Source organism: Rhizobacter sp., from assembly GCF_032229685.1.
In the GTDB taxonomy this organism is placed as follows: domain Bacteria; phylum Pseudomonadota; class Gammaproteobacteria; order Burkholderiales; family Burkholderiaceae_C; genus LMDS01.
Genome location: NZ_JAVTWP010000014.1, coordinates 65637 through 80735, shown reverse-complemented (window position 1 = coordinate 80735; position 15099 = coordinate 65637). Strand labels below are relative to the sequence as shown.

Sequence of the window (15099 nt, the reverse complement as noted above, 5' to 3'; positions counted from 1 at the left end):
CCGTCGCGCTTGAAGCAGACGTCACCGATCGCCACCGCCTCGCCGGCGAGCTTCTTCTTCGACGAGGTCTCGATGATGGTCGGGCAGGCGCGCCCACCGAACAGCAACGAGGTGGTGTCGCTCTTCGGATCGCAGCCGATCAGCAGCACCTTCTTGCCCTGCTGCGCCATCATGTAGCTCAGGTTGGCGAGCGTGAAGCTCTTGCCGATGCCACCCTTGCCGTAGATCGCGATGATCTGCGTTTCCTTGGTGACGGGCGAGGTCGAGACGGGCGGCGGTTCGACGGCCGCTTCGTTGCGCAGGTCTCGCATCATGATGGTGACTGGCGCGCCTTTGGCCACCGCGGTGGGGCTTGCAACGGTGCTCATGGGCAGTCTCTCCAGTCAAGGGTCATCTTCAAACAGGCGGAGTCGCCGAAAGCGGTGCGGTACGCCGCGTCGGCCGAAAGCGCATCGGCGCCGTGGGTGATCAGGCCGTCGAGCGAAAGTCGGCCCGACTCGGCCATGTCGCGCACCGCGACCAGGTCGCCCGGCTGCCATTGCGCCGCGACGCGCAGGCGTGCTTCGCGCATGAACGCCGGCGCGAAGACAAACGAGAGCGGCGTGTCGTAGAAGCCTGCAAGCACCACTTCGCCGCCCGGTGCCAGGCGTGAGATCAGGGTGTCGAGCAAGGCGGAATCGCCGCTCACGTCGCAGATGCAGCGGTAGTCGCGGCGGGTGTCGGTGGCGGGGTCGATGACCGTGTATCCGGGCGCAGCTTCGCGCCGGGACGGGTTGGTTTCCCACACCACCGGCGCGCTGCCGGCAGCGACCGCCAGGCGCGCGATCAAGCGGCCGAGCACACCGTGGCCGACGATCAGGTCGGGCTGCTGCGTACCAGCGGCAGAGGTGACGTGGTACGCCGTTGCGGCGAGCGCCAGCAAGACGCCTTGTTCGCCGAGGCTGCCCGATATCGGGATCGTGCGGGCGCCGGGCACCACGACCTTCGATGCCGCGCCACCGAACAGGCCACGCACGTCACCGAAACACTTGGCGCCGGGCACGAACACATGGTCGCCGACCTTCGATGCCGAGCGCGAGCCGGCCTGAACAACCCGCCCGACCGACTCGTAGCCCGGCACCAGCGGATAGCCCATGCCAGGGAACTGCGGCATGCGGCCGTTCCACAACAAACGCTCGGTGCCGGTGCTGATGCCGCTCCAAGCGATGTCGACGACCACGTCTTCTTCGGTCGGTGGCGTGAGCTCGAGGCGCGTCAGCTTCAAGGCTTCGGGTTGTTGCAGCACCACCGCCAGCGTGTTCATGACATCTGCTCCGGTAGGCTCATCACGGAGAGCTTTCGCGGGGCGAGTGCCTGTTCGGGCCGGGTGTCTGAGATCGACTTCATCGTGAGTGTCATCCTATGCTTACTCTTTAAGGTGTCAATCTGCATTTACTGCAAAACCCCTAGGGTTTTCTCGGTTGTTCAGTGCGCCACGATCAATTGCGTCTGCAGCGGCAGGCGTGTCGGCACCAGCCGCGCACGGGTGAAACCCGCGGCATCGAGCATCGCGACAAGCTCCGCGGCGCTGCGCGGGCGGCCCTTGCCCATCGCGAGCAGGTAGAAGCCGAAATACGCGTCGCCCATGGGTTCGGCTCCGCGCGTGCCTGACATCGGCTCGGCGAGCAGCAGACACCCTGTCGGCAGCAAGGCCCGCCGCACCGCACGCAGGATCGTCATCGCGCTCGAGTCGTCGTGGTCGTGGATCACCCTGACCAGCGAAGCGACGTCGGCGCCCTGCGGCAGCACATCGCTGAGGAAGCTGCCGCCGAACACAGCGGCACGCTGCGTCAGGCCCGACTGCCGAAACCGCGCCTGCGCGCGCTCTGCCACGGCCGGCAGGTCGAACAGCATCAGTCGCAGTTCGGGCACCCGTGTCGCCACAGAAGCGAGAAAACTGCCGTCGCCACCACCCACGTCGAGCAGGCAGCGGTGCCGGGTCAGGTCGTACGCGTCGATGATTTCGTCGGCCACCAGCGGCTGAGAGGCCGACATCAAGGCGGTGTAGGTCGCCACGCGCCCGGCGGTGAGACTGCCTGGCACTTGTGCGTCGGCATACGGCCAATAGCCGGCGAGCGCGCCCGAGCCCGAGCCTGCACGCAACAGGGCGACCGGGTCGGCCAGGTCGGCGTAGAGCGCGGCGTGGTGTTCCACCATCGCCGCGACAGCCTGGTTGCCCACCATCGGCGCGCCGAGTTCGCCCAGACCGTAGCGGTGGCCACTGCGGTGCTCGACGAGCCGAAGCGACACCGCAGCGGCGAGCAAGCGCCGCGCACCCTCTTCGGGCAGGCCGAACCGCGGTGCCAGCACCTCGAGAGGCTGGGGCCCTTCAGCGAGGATCTCGAACACGCGCAGTTGCACGCAGGCGAGCAGCACCTGCGAATAGACGAAGCCGGCCACCAGATCGAACAGCTCACGCGCATGGCGGCGCGCGGTCGGCCGCGTCAAGGGGAAAGACGAGGCCCGGCGCTGAAACACCGGGCTCGACAAACAACGATCACGAAACGACAACCAACGGTCGCGCCACGGGACGGCTTTCGGCGCGACGATCGAACCCGGTGTCATTGCAGGTTCATGTCCAGGTGCCGCGCCGCGGTCTCATGGCGCGAACGGCGCCCTAGACCGGCACCCTCGTCAGGTCTGCACTCATCGCACGCGGCACGAGCCGCTCGGATTCGAGCCGCACCAACGCGCGCAGCTGCTCGGCGCCGCGGCACTCGGGCACGGCAGCGATGGCATAACTCACCAGACGATCGAAGTGCGCGATGGCACCTTCGAGCCCGAGCTCGCTGGCAGCGCTCGGCCGCAACAGGGCCACGTCGCGCCCGACCGGCTTGCCCAGCACGCGCGGGTCGCCCGCCACGTCGCGGATGTCGTCGGCGGCCTGGTAAGCCTCGCCCAGCCATTCACCCAGCGCGCGCCACGGGGTGGCATCGGCACCCGCGGCCTGCGCGCCGGCCATCGTGGCGGCAGCAAACAGCGCACCGGTCTTGGCCCGTTGGTACTCGGTGAGCGACACGCGAGGCTCGCTTTCCCAGGCCTGCCCGGCCACGATGCCGACGGGCATGCCGACGCCTGCAGCAATGGTCGCGAGCAACGGCGCCAGCCGCAGCGGCGAACGCACGGCCGCCACCGACAGGGTCTGGAACGCGAGCACGATCAGCGCGTCGCCGGCCAGCACCGCCAGGCCTTCGCCGTAGGCGTAGTGCACCGAGGCACGGCCACGCCGCATCGGCGAATCGTCGAAACACGGCAGGTCGTCGTGAACCAGAGACGCACAGTGCAGCAGCTCGACCGAGGTGGCTGCGGCCTCCGACAAGCCGGGGTCGTCGTCACCGCAGGCCTGCGCGACGGCCAGGCACAACTGCGGCCGGATGCGCGCGCCGCCGGGGAACACGGCGTGGCGGATCGCTCCCGCGAGCTTGGGTGGGCAGCCCGGGGCTTCGCCGGTGGAAATGGCGGTGGCCAGGGCCTGTTCGATGCGCGTCATGGGCTTCATGCGGAGTGCGCCATTGAAGGCGTCGAAGCTGAGGTGGGTGTAAGTTTCAACTGTCTACATTGAGTGTCACGTAGCATAGACACATGAGATTGGTGCGTCAACAACACATGCACGCAGACCCAAGCAGGGCTGCCGGCTCATGACGACGCAGCGCGTCATCGTGGTCGGGGCCGGAATCGGCGGGCTCGTCAGCGCGCTCGAGCTCGCCGCGCAAGGGGTCGACGTGCTCGTGCTGGAGCGCGCAGCACAACCCGGCGGCAAGATGCGCCAGGTCGAAGTGGGTGGCGCACGGATGGACGCGGGGCCGACGGTGTTCACGATGCGTTGGGTCTTCGAGGAACTGTTCGAGGCGGTGGGCACACGGCTGTCTGACCACCTCGGCCTGCAACCCGTCAGCGTGCTGGCGCGTCACGCCTGGAGCCAAACCGAGCGCCTCGACCTCTTCGCCGACGTGCATCGCTCGGCTGCGGCGATCGGCGAGTTCGCCGGCGCTTCGGCCAGCCGCGGCTACCTCGACTTCTGCGCTCGTGCCCGGCGCATCTACCAGACGCTCGAAGCGCCGTTTCTGCGCGGCTCACGGCCCAGCCCTGTGTCGTTGGCGAGCCGGGTGGGGCTTCGTGGCCTGCCGGAACTGATGCGCATCTCGCCGATGACGACGATGTGGCACGAACTCGGCCGACACTTCGCCGACCCGCGTCTGCGCCAGCTGTTCGGCCGCTACGCCACCTACTGCGGGTCGTCGCCCTTCATGGCGCCGGCCACGCTGATGCTGGTGGCGCATGTGGAGCAAGACGGCGTGTGGCAGGTCGAAGGCGGCATGCACCGCGTGGCGGCCACTTTGGCCCGTCTGGCGCTTGAGCGTGGCGCATCGATCCGCTACGGCGCACAGGTCGACGAGGTCATCGTCAGCGCGGGGCGTGTCAGCGGCGTTCGTCTGGCCGGCGGCGAAGAACTGGCGGCGCAGGCGATCGTCTTCAATGGTGACGTGGCTGCCATCGCCGGCGGCCGGCTCGGCAGTGCGGTGGCGGCAGGCGCGCCATCGGCGGCCGTGGCGAGGCGCTCGCTGTCGGCCCTCACGCTGAACCTGCTCACCCCGACGCATGGGTTTCCGCTGGCCCGCCACTCGGTGTTCTTCTCGAACGACTACCGGCGCGAGTTCGACGACATCTTCAAGCGCGGCCGCCTGCCGTCGTCGCCCACCGTCTACGTGTGCGCGCAAGACCGCCGCGACTCGGGCACCGATGCGCCCGCGCGGCCGGAGCGTCTGCTGTGCATCGTCAATGCACCCGCCAACGGCGACACGGGCTCGTTCACGCCCGAGGAGATATCGACATGCGAAGCCCAGATCTTTCGGACCTTCGAACACTGCGGCCTGCAGGTGACCCGCTTGCCGGGGACCTCGCTGACGACCACACCGCGCGACTTCGAGAGGCTGTTCCCGTCGACGGGGGGTGCGCTGTACGGCCAGGCCTCGCACGGCTGGATGGCCTCGTTCAGCCGGCCGGGTTCGCGCAGCCGGGTGGCGGGGCTTTACCTGGCGGGCGGCTCCACACACCCCGGGCCGGGGGTTCCGATGGCGGCGCTCTCGGGCCGCCAGGCAGCGGCCAGCGTGCTGGCGGACCGGGCCTCGGCACGCAGCTCGCCACGGCCTTCGACGCGCCCGTCGCCGCCAGCGGATACGCGTGGTGGTACCTCGACGCGCTGAGCGACGACGGCGCGCAGGGCATCACGCTGATCGCATTCATCGGCAGCGTGTTCTCGCCCTACTACGCATGGGCGCGCAGGCGCACTGCGCAGGCGCTCGCCGACCCGCTGAACCACTGTGCACTCAACGTGGCGTTGTACGGGCGTGGCGCAAAACGCTGGTCGATGACCGAGCGGGCGCGCCATCAGGTGCACGGCGATGCCACCACGCTGCAGGTTGGCCCCAGCGCAATGCGGTGGCATGGCGACGCGCTGACGATCACCATCGACGAGACCTGCGTGCCCTGGCCCTCGCGCTTGCGCGGTACGGTGAAGTTGCATGCGACGCAACGCTTCGACCACCCCGTGCTGCTGTCGCCGCAGGGGCAGCACCGCTGGTTCCCGATCGCCCCGAGCGCGCGCGTCGAGGTCGATCTGAGTTCGCCCGGCCTGCGCTGGTCGGGCGCTGGTTATCTGGATTCGAACCGCGGTGATGCGCCACTCGAAGCTGCTTTCACACGCTGGGACTGGGCTCGTGCGCACCTCTCGAAGGGCCGAAGCGCGGTGATGTACGACGTCGACCGCGTGGCCGAAGAGCCGCTCGCCATCGGCCTGGAATTCCACGCCAACGGTGTTGTCGACACGATCGACCCACCGCCCCGCACTGCGCTGCCGAACAGCCGGTGGGGCGTGACCCGCACCGCGCGCAGCGAAGGTGGCGCGAAGATGCACGTGGCGCAGACGCTGACCGATGCGCCCTTCTATGCCCGTTCGCTGGTCGAGACGCGATGGCTCGGCGAGCCGGTGACGGCGATGCACGAGAGCCTGTCGCTGCAGCGCTTCGACAGCGCCTGGGTGCAGGCCATGCTGCCGTTTCGCATGCCGCGCATCACGCGCTGAAAGGCTCAGGGTTCGCGCGGCGGCGCCGACCGGGCCGCTTCGTCTTTTCTTTTCTCGCGACGCAAACCCCACAGCTCCCAGATGCCGAGGCCGAGCACCACGCCGATGACGGCGGTGAACTCGAGCGCGATGATCAGGGTGGAACTCACGAACTCACGGCGCGCCCGGCACCACCGCGGGCCATCAGTCGGTCGCGTTGTTCGAGACGTGCGAAGAGTTCGGCCGTCCAGACCACACGATCGGCGACGCTGCGGGGCCGGCTCGCCGGCGCGACGGCGGGTGCCGCCATCGCGACCGCGGCATCCACCAGGAACCGGTTCGCCGCGAGCGGCGGCAAGGGCTGCGGCGATGCGGCCGGTGCCACCTGCACGAGCGCACGCAACAACAGCCAGGCCTTGCGCTTGGCCGACACACGGGCACGTTGCGCCACCGAGTCGAGGCCACGCCGGGCGACTTCGTGGCCGATCTCGGCATAGAGGAAGCGAGCGGCGTTGATGCCCGGGCGACACCCCAGCGGCAGGCGCGCCACACCGGCGTCGACACGCCGGTACAGCGACTCGGCGGCATCGAGCAGGCGCTGCACCACGCCGCCGAGCGCCGGGCTGAACACCGGCTGCGCCAGCCACGCGTCGGGGTCGAGACCGGCTTCGCGCATCCAGGCGCGCGGCAGGTAAAGGCGGCCCATGCGCGCGTCTTCGCCCACGTCGCGCGCGATGTTCGACAGCTGCATGGCCACCCCGAGATCGCAGGCCCGCGCCTGGCCTTCGGGTGATCGCACACCCATCAGCAAGGCCATCATGGCGCCGACCGTGCCGGCCACGCGCGCGGCGTAATCGTGCAGCGCTTCCAGCGTTTCGTAGCGGCGGCCCTGCAGGTCCCACTCGAAGCCTTCGAGCAAAGCATCGAACAAGGCCTGCGGAATGGCGTGGCGTTCGACAACGACGGCGAGTGCGCGGTCTGCCGCAGCGTTCTGCGGGGTGCCGGCGTAAGCGAGCCTCAGGCGCTCGCGCAAGCTCCCCACGGCGTCTTGACGGCTGCTGTCTTGCGCATCGACCGCGTCGTCGGCGAGCCGGCAGAACGCGTACAGCGCCGAAGCCGGTTCGTGCACGCGGCGCGGCAGCATGAACGACGCCGCGAGAAAGGTCTTCGAACCGTTGCGCAGCGCGGTACGGCACGCGGCCAGATCGGCCGCGACCTCGGTACCGTTGTCAGGCGGCAGCGATGGAAACATCGGCGACGAGACCGGGGCTGGCAATGGCAAGCGAGTCTGCATGGGGAACCACCGAGTCGAGTACACGGGCTGAAGAAAGCACACCGGGTAGGCCGGCACCGGGGTGCGTGCCAGCGCCAACGAGGTAGAGGCGATCGAGCTCTTCGCTGCGGTTGTGCGGGCGGAACCAGGCGCTCTGGGTGAGCACCGGTTCGAGGCTGAACGCGGCACCGCGGAACGACGACAGCCGGTCCTGAAAGTCCTGTGGCGTGAGCAGACGCGAGCTGACGATCTCTTCGGAGAGGTTCGGCAACAACGTGTCCTGCAGCCGCTTCTGGATCGCCAGCCGATAGGGCTCGGCCTGCACGCGCCAGTCGGTCCCGCTCTGCAGGTGCGGCACCGGCGAGAGCACGTAGAAGGCATCGCAACCCGGCGGCGCGAGCGACGGGTCGGTGGCGGTGGGCCGGTGCAGGTAAAGGCTGAAATCGTCGGCGAGCCGCTTGCGCTCGAAGATGTCGGTCAGCAACTCGCGGTAGCGCGGGCCGAGCGCGATGGTGTGGTGCGCCACGTCGGGGTACTGCCGCTTCGTTCCGAAATACCAGACGAACAGGCTCATCGAATAGCGGGCCTTCTCGATGCGCCGGTCGGTCCAGCGCTTGCGGTGTTCGGCGGGCACGAGGTGGCGGTAGGTCCAGGCCGAATCGGCGTTCGAGACGACCACGTCGGCGGCGATGTTTTCACCGTTCTCCAGACGCACGCCGGAGGCGGCACCCGCATCGACGGTGATCTGCGCCACACCGGCGTTGCAGCGCACGCTGCCCCCCTGCCCTTCGATCAGGCTCACCAGGCCCTTGACGAGGCTGCCGGTGCCGCCCATCGGGAAGTGCACACCCCAGCGGCGTTCCAGGAACGCGATCAGGCAGTAGACCGAGGTGGTGGCAAACGGGTTGCCGCCGACCAGCAGCGACTGGAAGGTCAGCACCACGCGCAAGCGCGGGTCACTGACGTGCTTGCACGCGAGCGAGTAGACGGTGCGATAACCCTCGAGCTTGAGCAACTCGGGCAGCACGCGCGCCATGTCGGTCCACGAGTCGAACGCCACGTGGCCGAGTTGCTCGAACCCGACCTTGTAGATCGACTCGCTGGCTTGCAGAAAACGCTCGTAGCCGGCCACGTCGGCCGGCGCAAAGCGGGCAACTTCGGCGCGCATCGCCGCGGCGTCGCCGCTGTAGTCGAACACGTCGCCGTCGTCGAAGCGGATCCGGTAAAACGGTGCCACCGGCCGCAGATCGATGTCGTCGGCCATGCGGCGGCCGCAAAGTGCCCACAGCTCCTCGAACAGGAAGGGTGCGGTGATCACGGTCGGGCCGGCATCGAAGGTGAACCCGTCTTGCCTGTACACGTAGGCACGGCCACCTGGCGCGTCGAGCTTTTCGAGCACGGTCACCCGATAACCGCGTGCGCCGAGCCGCACGGCGGCAGCCAGCCCGCCGAAGCCACTGCCGATGACAACGGCGTGGGGTTGGCCAGGCGCGGAATCAACCGATGGGGCGGCCGGCGACTTGAATGTCAACATGACGCCAATAGTATGAGTGTCAGAACATTCTGACAATTGCTGGATGCGCCCGAGTCACATCGGGCGCATCCATGCGGCGTGCACCTGCTGCGGGAACGGCACCGGGCCGGGCCGCGTCGTCGCCGGTTAAGTCCTGTTTAAGTCGATCTCCTCGACAGTGTCGGCAGGCGACTCCGGGAAAAGATGGCCGTGGGAATTCAGTGGTGCAGCAACTGGCGTGGCAGCGCACGCGACCGAAAACCACGCCGCTGTGGCAGCCTGCCCGCATGACCGGGATTGCCCGCGTCCGCCGACCCACGGAGGCCCGGTACGGGGAGCCTGCGTCCGCGCAGACACCCTCATGGCGGCAGGTGACCTTTGGGCTCCTGGTGTTTGCTGTGGTCTGGTTGTGGCACCTGGCATCGGCGAGCCTGTCTCCGCCAGTCGACAGCATCGAGCAGCTCACATGGGTTCGTTCGCTGGAGCTTGGCTACTACAAACACCCGCCGCTGCCGACGTGGTTGTTGTGGTTACCCGTGCAGTTTCTGGGCATCTCCGCGTGGACTGCCGCGCTGCTCGGTGCGGCCGTGACGCTGGCAGCGATGGGTGTCTTGTGGACTCTGCTCCGAGCGCTGCGTGGCCCCGCGCATGCCACGCTCGCCTTGCTGGCAGCGTTGTGCATCACCTACTACAACGGGCGATTGAACTACTACAACCACAACGTCGTGCTCATGCTCATGGTGGTGCTGAGCGCGTGGTGCTGCTGGCGCGCTTTCGACGAGAAGCGCCTGCGCTGGTGGTTCGCGCTCGGCGTGACCCTGGGTCTCGGGGCCTTGAGCAAATACCAGATCGCCGTGACGGCGCTGTCGTTGCTGTGTTTCCTGGCATCGCAGCGAGCCTGGCGCGAGCCGCGGCACGTGCGCGGCCTGCTCCTGGCAACCTTGACCGCCCTGCTCGTCTTCAGCCCTCACCTTGTGTGGCTGGCCGCCCACGACTACAGCCCGATCCGCTACGCGATGGGCAGCTCGCTGGCTGCACACCTCGGTACCGCCGATCGGCTCGCCAATGCCGGTCAATGGGCGGCCGATCAATTGCTCAATCGGGGCATGCCTGCGATCCTCTTTCTCGCTGCGTGCGCCTGGAGCGCGGCCAGACGCGCACCTTCCGCTGCGGCGGGCACTTTGCCACCGGGCGAGGTCAAGCCGGGAAGCAGGGCACTCGTCCTGAGCTGGGCGGCCGTACCGATGCTCTTCATGCCCGCGATGGGCGTGGCTCTCGGCTCCGACCTGCAACTCCAATGGGGTACCGCGTTCCTGCCCTTCGTTGTACCGGCAGCCATGGACTGGGTGCCCCATGCATTCTGGTCACGCGTGCGCCTGGCGTTCGCGCTGAAAGCATTCCTCGCGCTGCAGGGCCTCCTGCTGTTGATGAGCTACGCCACGTCACCGATGGGTCTGGCCGCGTTGAAGAACAATCACTGGCGCAACTTCCCGTCGAAGGCCTTCGCCGACGCCGTCGGTCCGCCCGCAAGAGCCCTGCTGGGCGGCCCGATCCGCGTCATCATCGGAGAACCCGCCATGGCCGGGGCATTGGCACTTCAACTGCCGGAACGGCCATTGGTCCTGCTCGACGGCAACTTCGACCGCAGCCCCTGGGTCGGCCTCGATCTGCCGCGTCGGTGCGGTGCGCTCCAGATCGGGCACTCGGACCAGTTGCCCTCCGGCAGCCCGGTCGGTCCGGCCCTTCCGGGCATCGGGTGGAAGGTCATCCGGCCGAGCGACGCGGCACCATGCCCTTTTTAAGCATCGATTAAGTCGCGCGTCGACACACTGCCGCACGAGCTCTTTTTCGAGAACCCCATGAGCCTACCCTTCGTGCCGACTTTGACCGGCAACCCACATCGCCAGGCCGCAGAAAACCCCGTGGGCGATGCCCAGGCCACTGTCGTCCAGGCCGACCGATTTGCCGGTGTGGACGGAGAACGCCGCGGCGCACCTTTGGTCTCCTGTGTGATTCCGTGCCGGAACGAGGCGGCAAATCTGGTGCTCCTGTTGCCTCTCTTGAGGAACTGCCTCGATGACATCACCCCATCGTGGGAAGTCATCATCGTCGACGACGGCAGCACCGACGCCACGGCTGTCCTGCTCGACACATGGGCCCGCGTTCCCGGCTTTCGCGCGCTGCAGTTGTCGCGCAACTTCGGCAAGGAGGCCGCGCTGACCGCAGGCCTCGACGCCGCCGCGGGCGAGGTCGTGGTGACGCTGGACGCCGACCTGCAGCACTCTCCCGAACTCATCGCGACCTTCGTCCGCCACTGGCGCGAAGGTGCCGACGTCGCCTATGCAGTGCGGCGCGATCGCAGCGATGAAGGCCGTTTCAAGCGGATCGGCACGCGCTGGTTCTATTCGCTGGTGAACGCGGCCGATCGCTTCGAGGTGCCTGCCGGGGCAGGCGACTTTCGACTGATGGACCGCCGTGTCGTCGACGCGCTGCTGGCGCTGCCGGAACGCAACCGGTTCATGAAAGGGCTGTACGCCTGGGTCGGCTTCAAGGCCGTGGCCGTGCCCTATGTTCCCGCCGCGCGCGCCCACGGCCACAGCCACTTCAGCCCCTTGCGCCTGATCCGCCTGTCGCTCGACGGGTTGACGGCCTTCACCACCTGGCCGTTGCGGGCTGTCAGCATGCTCGGCTTCGCGCTGGCGCTGATGTCGTTTCTCTACGGCGGCTACCTGACGGCGACTTACCTGATTTACGGGCACGACGTCAATGGCTGGACGACGATCGTCGTGAGCCTGATGCTCTTCGCCGGCATTCAATTGCTGTCACTGGGCATCGTGGGCGAATACATCGGCCGTATCTTCGAAGAAGTGAAAGCTCGGCCGCTGTTCGTCGTGAAGCGTGAGATGGGGCAAGGGCTGAAGGTGACTCGCCCGTGACCTCGGCACGCTGGGCCGGGTGGCGCGAGCCGGCTCCGACCCTGGTGCTTGTCTTCCTGTGGCTGAGCGCGACAGCCTGGATGCGCCCCCTGATGCTGCCCGACGAAGGCCGATACGTCGGCGTGGCGTGGGAGATGATGCGCTCTGGCGACTGGCTCACACCGACGCTCGATGGCCTGCCGTTCTTCCACAAGCCTCCGTTGTTCTACTGGATCACGGCGGGCGCGATGTCCGTGCTCGGCCTGCACGAGTGGGCAGGCAGGGTGGCGCCGTTGCTGGGTTCGACCTTGGGGGCTTTCGCGCTGTACCTGTTCATCCGGCATTGGGTGGGGGACCGTCCGGCGCGGTCCACCCTCGTGGCGCTGCTCGCGCAACCCCTGTTCTACCTGGGTGGGCAGTTCGCCAACCTCGACATGCTGGTCGCGGGCTGCATCACCGCCACCATCGTGCTGGCCGCACACGCAGCCCTCAACGCCGATCGCAGGCTGCCCTATCGGCGCATGCTCGCCTGCGCCTACGCCATGGCCGCCGTCGGCGTGCTCGCCAAGGGACTGATCGGAATCGTGATTCCCGCGCTCGTGGTCGGCGTGTGGCTGATCGTGCAGCGACGCTGGCACGTGCTTCGCAAGCTGTTGTGGTGGCCTGGCCTGCTCCTGTTCTTCGTGGTGGCGGCGCCGTGGTTCGTGGTGATGCAGTTGCGCTTTCCGGACTTCCTCGACTACTTCTTTGTCGTCCAGCACTTCAAGCGCTTCGCCGCGGGCGGGTTCAACAATGTGCAGCCGTTCTGGTTCTATCCGGCGCTGCTGCTGCTCTTCAGCGTGCCCTGGCTCCCCTGGCTCTACCGGCTGTTCTTCCGCGCCGCGCCGGCCGACAGCACCCAGCGCGAAGTTCGACTTCTGCTGTTGCTGTGGGTCGGGCTGGTGCTGCTCTTCTTCTCTTTGCCGCAGTCCAAGTTGGTGGGCTACATACTCCCGGCCGTGCCACCGCTGGCGGCGCTGATGGCCGTGGGCTTTGCACAGACCGCCACGCCCTCGCCCCGCATGAAACGCTGGTGGCGGGCCGGCGCCGCCGCTGCCGGCTTCATCGGTGTGGCCACCGCCATCGGGCTGGCACTCTGGCCTTCCAACTCGCAGCGCGACCTGGCGCAGGTTCTGGGCGCCCGCCACAAGCCCGGCGAGCCGGTGTTCATGCTGGGGCACTACTACTACGACCTGCCGTTCTACGCGAGGCTGACCACGGCCAGCCCCGTGGTCGACGAATGGCGAAGCCATGAGCTGCAGACACGCGACAACTGGCGCAAGGAACTGGCCGACGCTCACCAGTTCGCCAAACCAGGCGCGGCCTCCGTGCTCTTCTTGCCGGCGGCATTGCCGGCTGCTGTGTGCGCGTCGCCGGGCAGTTGGCTGGTCGGGCCCGCTTCGGCCGCGGACGCGTACCCGTTCCTGAAGATCGCCAGCCTTGTCACCAGCGTGCGTGACATCCGTCTGTGGCGGGTCGATCCGTCGGAGCCCGCCCTGTTCAACGCCCTTCGCTGCGAAGGAACACCCAGTGCCGGCTCAGCAGGAAGGTGACGATCGCCACGCCCAGCAGCACGGTCGCCAGCACCAGGTCGTAGCGCTGCCCGCTCCAACCCAGCAACAGCGCATACGTCAACTCGTTGACGCAAAACCCGCCTGCTGACACAACGAAAAAACGCCCGAGCGAACTCCACACCGGCACTTGCCGGTCGCGAAAAGTGAGTTGCTGGTGGCCGGCAAAGGACACCGTGAACGCCAGCAGCCACCCGAGCACGTTGGCAATGAGCGGTTGCCAGCCCCACTGGCTCACCATCACCACCACCACAGCCCAATGCACGGCGGCAGCGGCGCAACCCACGGCAACGAAGCGGCCGACACGCCTTGCTTCGCTGTGGCGCGCCGCAGCGTGATCGCCAGTGGCGTGTGGTTCGGGCATCGGGGCGAGCTGGATCGAGGAGCCTGTTCAGGCGTCGTTTTCGAGCGGCGGCCTCGCCGCCGAAGAAGCCGCCTGTGGGAACACGACCCGAACCTCCAGTCCCTTGCCCGAGGCCGGGGTGTGCAGGGACACCACGGCGCCGTGCAAGTCGGCGATGGCCCGCACGATGGCCAGCCCGAGGCCGCTGCCTCCCGGTTCGCTGGCACGGGCCTCGGGGCCGCGATAGAAGCGGCCGAAGACCAGTTCCCGTTCGGATTCGGCAATGCCGGGCCCCGTGTCGAAGACACTCAGCGTCGGCCTGCCGTCGAGCCGGCTGACCTGAACGTCCACCACGCCACCCGGCGCGGTGTAGCGCAGCGCGTTTTCGACCAGGTTGTTCAAGAGAACCGTGAGCTGACCCCAATCGCCTTCGGCGAGCACCTCGGCCTCTGCCGCAGCGCCGAGGTCGAGCCCACGGTGGTCCGCCCCCGGGCTCATGGCGCTCACGACATCACGCACCAACCGCGCGAGATCGACCACCTCGCGGTGCATCACTTCGCCTTCGGGATCGAATCGAGCCACATGCAAGAGCTGCTCGAGCAGCCGTTGCGACCTGTCGATGCCCACCTGCAATTCAGCGATGGCCTCGGCGCGCCCGGCGGCGTCGTGGGATCGCTGGAGCAACTGCAGTTGCAACCGCAACGCTGTCACCGGCGTGCGCAGTTCGTGCGCTGCATCGGCGAGAAAGCTCCGCTGGGTCGTGAACGCGTGCGACAAACGCGCCATCAACCCGTTGATCGAGGTCACCAAGGGCGTGATCTCGGCAGGCACGTCTGCCGTCGGTATCGGCGACAACGACAAGGCCGTGCGCGAGGCAACACTCTGCGCTGCGTCGTCGAGTGGCGTGAGACCCCGCCGAAGTGCCACGACCATCAGGCCGGCGACGAAGAGCGCGAGCACGATCATTGGCACGAAGATCTTCGACGCCGACTCGGCCGCCGTGTCGTGCCGTGCCGACATGCGCTGTGCGGCTTGCGCCACACCGTTGGCACTGACGTCGGTGTACACGAGCCAGTCCTCCTGCGCGACGCGCATCTGTGAAAGCGCTTCGCGGGCGCTGAACGGAATCGCCACCCGCGGGTCGGAAGAGAAGACCCGCCGCCCGTCTTCCGTCCAGGTCACGGTCACGATCTCGGCCGGGTCCGCAACATCGGTGCGCGCCGGAGATTTCGGTTCCGCCGGATCGCCGGGGCCGAGGCCCGCACGGTGATGCGTGCCGAGCGCCTCGGCCACGTTCTTGAGGTCGGCATCGAAGATCTCGTTCATCTCGTCCAGCGTGACAAGG

The 15099-nt window shown here is 67.8% G+C and carries 14 protein-coding genes; 5 read left to right on the top strand and 9 right to left on the bottom strand.

The genetic code is table 11. From position 1 onward, the window contains the following. The 4 genes from AC30PD_RS07665 to AC30PD_RS07650 all read right to left on the bottom strand — a co-directional run. A partial coding sequence (locus AC30PD_RS07665) for a nucleotide-binding protein (protein ID WP_489535056.1) occupies window positions 1-368 on the bottom strand: 368 nt, incomplete at its 3' end. Continuing rightward, the gene (gene bchC / locus AC30PD_RS07660; protein ID WP_489535055.1) at window positions 365-1303 is read right to left on the bottom strand and encodes a chlorophyll synthesis pathway protein BchC; all 939 of its coding nucleotides are present in this window, start codon (window positions 1301-1303) and stop codon (window positions 365-367) included. The genes bchC and AC30PD_RS07665, both read right to left, overlap by 4 nt. Window positions 1304-1464: 161 nt before the next feature. Then, on the bottom strand, window positions 1465-2487 hold the full coding sequence (locus AC30PD_RS07655) for a methyltransferase (RefSeq protein ID WP_489535054.1): 1023 nt from the start codon (window positions 2485-2487) through the stop codon (window positions 1465-1467). Between the two features lie 169 nt (window positions 2488-2656). Further along, window positions 2657-3538, bottom strand: coding sequence for a polyprenyl synthetase family protein (locus tag AC30PD_RS07650; protein WP_489535053.1), 882 nt, complete (start codon window positions 3536-3538; stop codon window positions 2657-2659). A gap of 139 nt (window positions 3539-3677) precedes the next feature. Here AC30PD_RS07650 and crtD point away from each other — a divergent pair, with 139 nt between their 5' ends. Then, window positions 3678-5243, top strand: a complete 1566-nt coding sequence (crtD, locus tag AC30PD_RS07645; protein WP_489535052.1) for a 1-hydroxycarotenoid 3,4-desaturase CrtD — start codon at window positions 3678-3680, stop codon at window positions 5241-5243. Continuing rightward, a complete protein-coding gene (locus AC30PD_RS07640; RefSeq protein WP_489535058.1) occupies window positions 5240-6121 on the top strand; it encodes a carotenoid 1,2-hydratase in 882 nt (293 codons plus the stop codon). Before crtD ends, AC30PD_RS07640 begins: the two co-directional genes overlap by 4 nt. A gap of 5 nt (window positions 6122-6126) precedes the next feature. Here the strand turns inward: AC30PD_RS07640 and AC30PD_RS07635 are convergent, their stop codons facing one another. The 3 genes from AC30PD_RS07635 to AC30PD_RS07625 are packed head-to-tail and all read right to left on the bottom strand — an operon-like array spanning window position 6127 to window position 8907. Further along, window positions 6127-6270 carry a hypothetical protein gene (locus AC30PD_RS07635; RefSeq protein WP_489535051.1) on the bottom strand — a complete coding sequence of 48 codons (144 nt, stop codon included), beginning with the start codon at window positions 6268-6270 and terminating at the stop codon, window positions 6127-6129. Beyond that, window positions 6267-7352, bottom strand: a complete 1086-nt coding sequence (locus AC30PD_RS07630; protein ID WP_489535050.1) for a phytoene/squalene synthase family protein — start codon at window positions 7350-7352, stop codon at window positions 6267-6269. Before AC30PD_RS07630 ends, AC30PD_RS07635 begins: the two co-directional genes overlap by 4 nt. After that, entirely contained in the window at window positions 7330-8907 is a 1578-nt protein-coding gene (locus tag AC30PD_RS07625) for a phytoene desaturase (protein WP_489535049.1), read from the bottom strand. The genes AC30PD_RS07630 and AC30PD_RS07625 overlap by 23 nt, the downstream gene beginning before the upstream one ends. A gap of 203 nt (window positions 8908-9110) precedes the next feature. On the opposite strand from AC30PD_RS07625, the gene AC30PD_RS07620 reads away from it, so the two are divergent. Genes AC30PD_RS07620 through AC30PD_RS07610 form a run of 3 tightly spaced genes read left to right on the top strand, consistent with a single transcriptional unit; the run spans window position 9111 to window position 13393 of the window. Beyond that, window positions 9111-10688, top strand: coding sequence for an ArnT family glycosyltransferase (locus tag AC30PD_RS07620; protein WP_489535048.1), 1578 nt, complete (start codon window positions 9111-9113; stop codon window positions 10686-10688). Between the two features lie 57 nt (window positions 10689-10745). After that, the gene (locus tag AC30PD_RS07615; RefSeq protein ID WP_489535047.1) at window positions 10746-11822 is read left to right on the top strand and encodes a glycosyltransferase family 2 protein; all 1077 of its coding nucleotides are present in this window, start codon (window positions 10746-10748) and stop codon (window positions 11820-11822) included. After that, window positions 11819-13393 carry an ArnT family glycosyltransferase gene (locus tag AC30PD_RS07610; RefSeq protein ID WP_489535046.1) on the top strand — a complete coding sequence of 525 codons (1575 nt, stop codon included), beginning with the start codon at window positions 11819-11821 and terminating at the stop codon, window positions 13391-13393. Before AC30PD_RS07615 ends, AC30PD_RS07610 begins: the two co-directional genes overlap by 4 nt. On the opposite strand, the gene AC30PD_RS07605 is transcribed toward AC30PD_RS07610, so the two are convergent. Together AC30PD_RS07605 and AC30PD_RS07600 are read right to left on the bottom strand one after the other, a co-directional pair. Beyond that, a complete protein-coding gene (locus AC30PD_RS07605) occupies window positions 13341-13775 on the bottom strand; it encodes a GtrA family protein (RefSeq protein ID WP_489535045.1) in 435 nt (144 codons plus the stop codon). The genes AC30PD_RS07610 and AC30PD_RS07605 overlap by 53 nt on opposite strands. 27 nt (window positions 13776-13802) lie before the next feature. Continuing rightward, window positions 13803-15080: a sensor histidine kinase gene (locus AC30PD_RS07600; protein WP_489535044.1), complete on the bottom strand. Its 1278-nt coding sequence runs from the start codon at window positions 15078-15080 to the stop codon at window positions 13803-13805. Window positions 15081-15099: the final 19 nt, after the last annotated feature.

Excerpts from the sequence above, each read along its gene's own strand:
- bchC (WP_489535055.1), bottom strand. The coding sequence starts at position 1,303 with ATGAACACGCTGGCGGTGGTGCTGCAACAACCCGAAGCCTTGAAGCTG.
- AC30PD_RS07650 (WP_489535053.1), bottom strand. The coding sequence starts at position 3,538 with ATGAAGCCCATGACGCGCATCGAACAGGCCCTGGCCACCGCCATTTCC.
- crtD (WP_489535052.1), top strand. The coding sequence starts at position 3,678 with ATGACGACGCAGCGCGTCATCGTGGTCGGGGCCGGAATCGGCGGGCTC.
- AC30PD_RS07630 (WP_489535050.1), bottom strand. The coding sequence starts at position 7,352 with ATGTTTCCATCGCTGCCGCCTGACAACGGTACCGAGGTCGCGGCCGAT.
- AC30PD_RS07625 (WP_489535049.1), bottom strand. The coding sequence starts at position 8,907 with ATGTTGACATTCAAGTCGCCGGCCGCCCCATCGGTTGATTCCGCGCCT.
- AC30PD_RS07615 (WP_489535047.1), top strand. The coding sequence starts at position 10,746 with ATGAGCCTACCCTTCGTGCCGACTTTGACCGGCAACCCACATCGCCAG.
- AC30PD_RS07605 (WP_489535045.1), bottom strand. The coding sequence starts at position 13,775 with ATGCCCGAACCACACGCCACTGGCGATCACGCTGCGGCGCGCCACAGC.
- AC30PD_RS07600 (WP_489535044.1), bottom strand. The coding sequence starts at position 15,080 with ATGAACGAGATCTTCGATGCCGACCTCAAGAACGTGGCCGAGGCGCTC.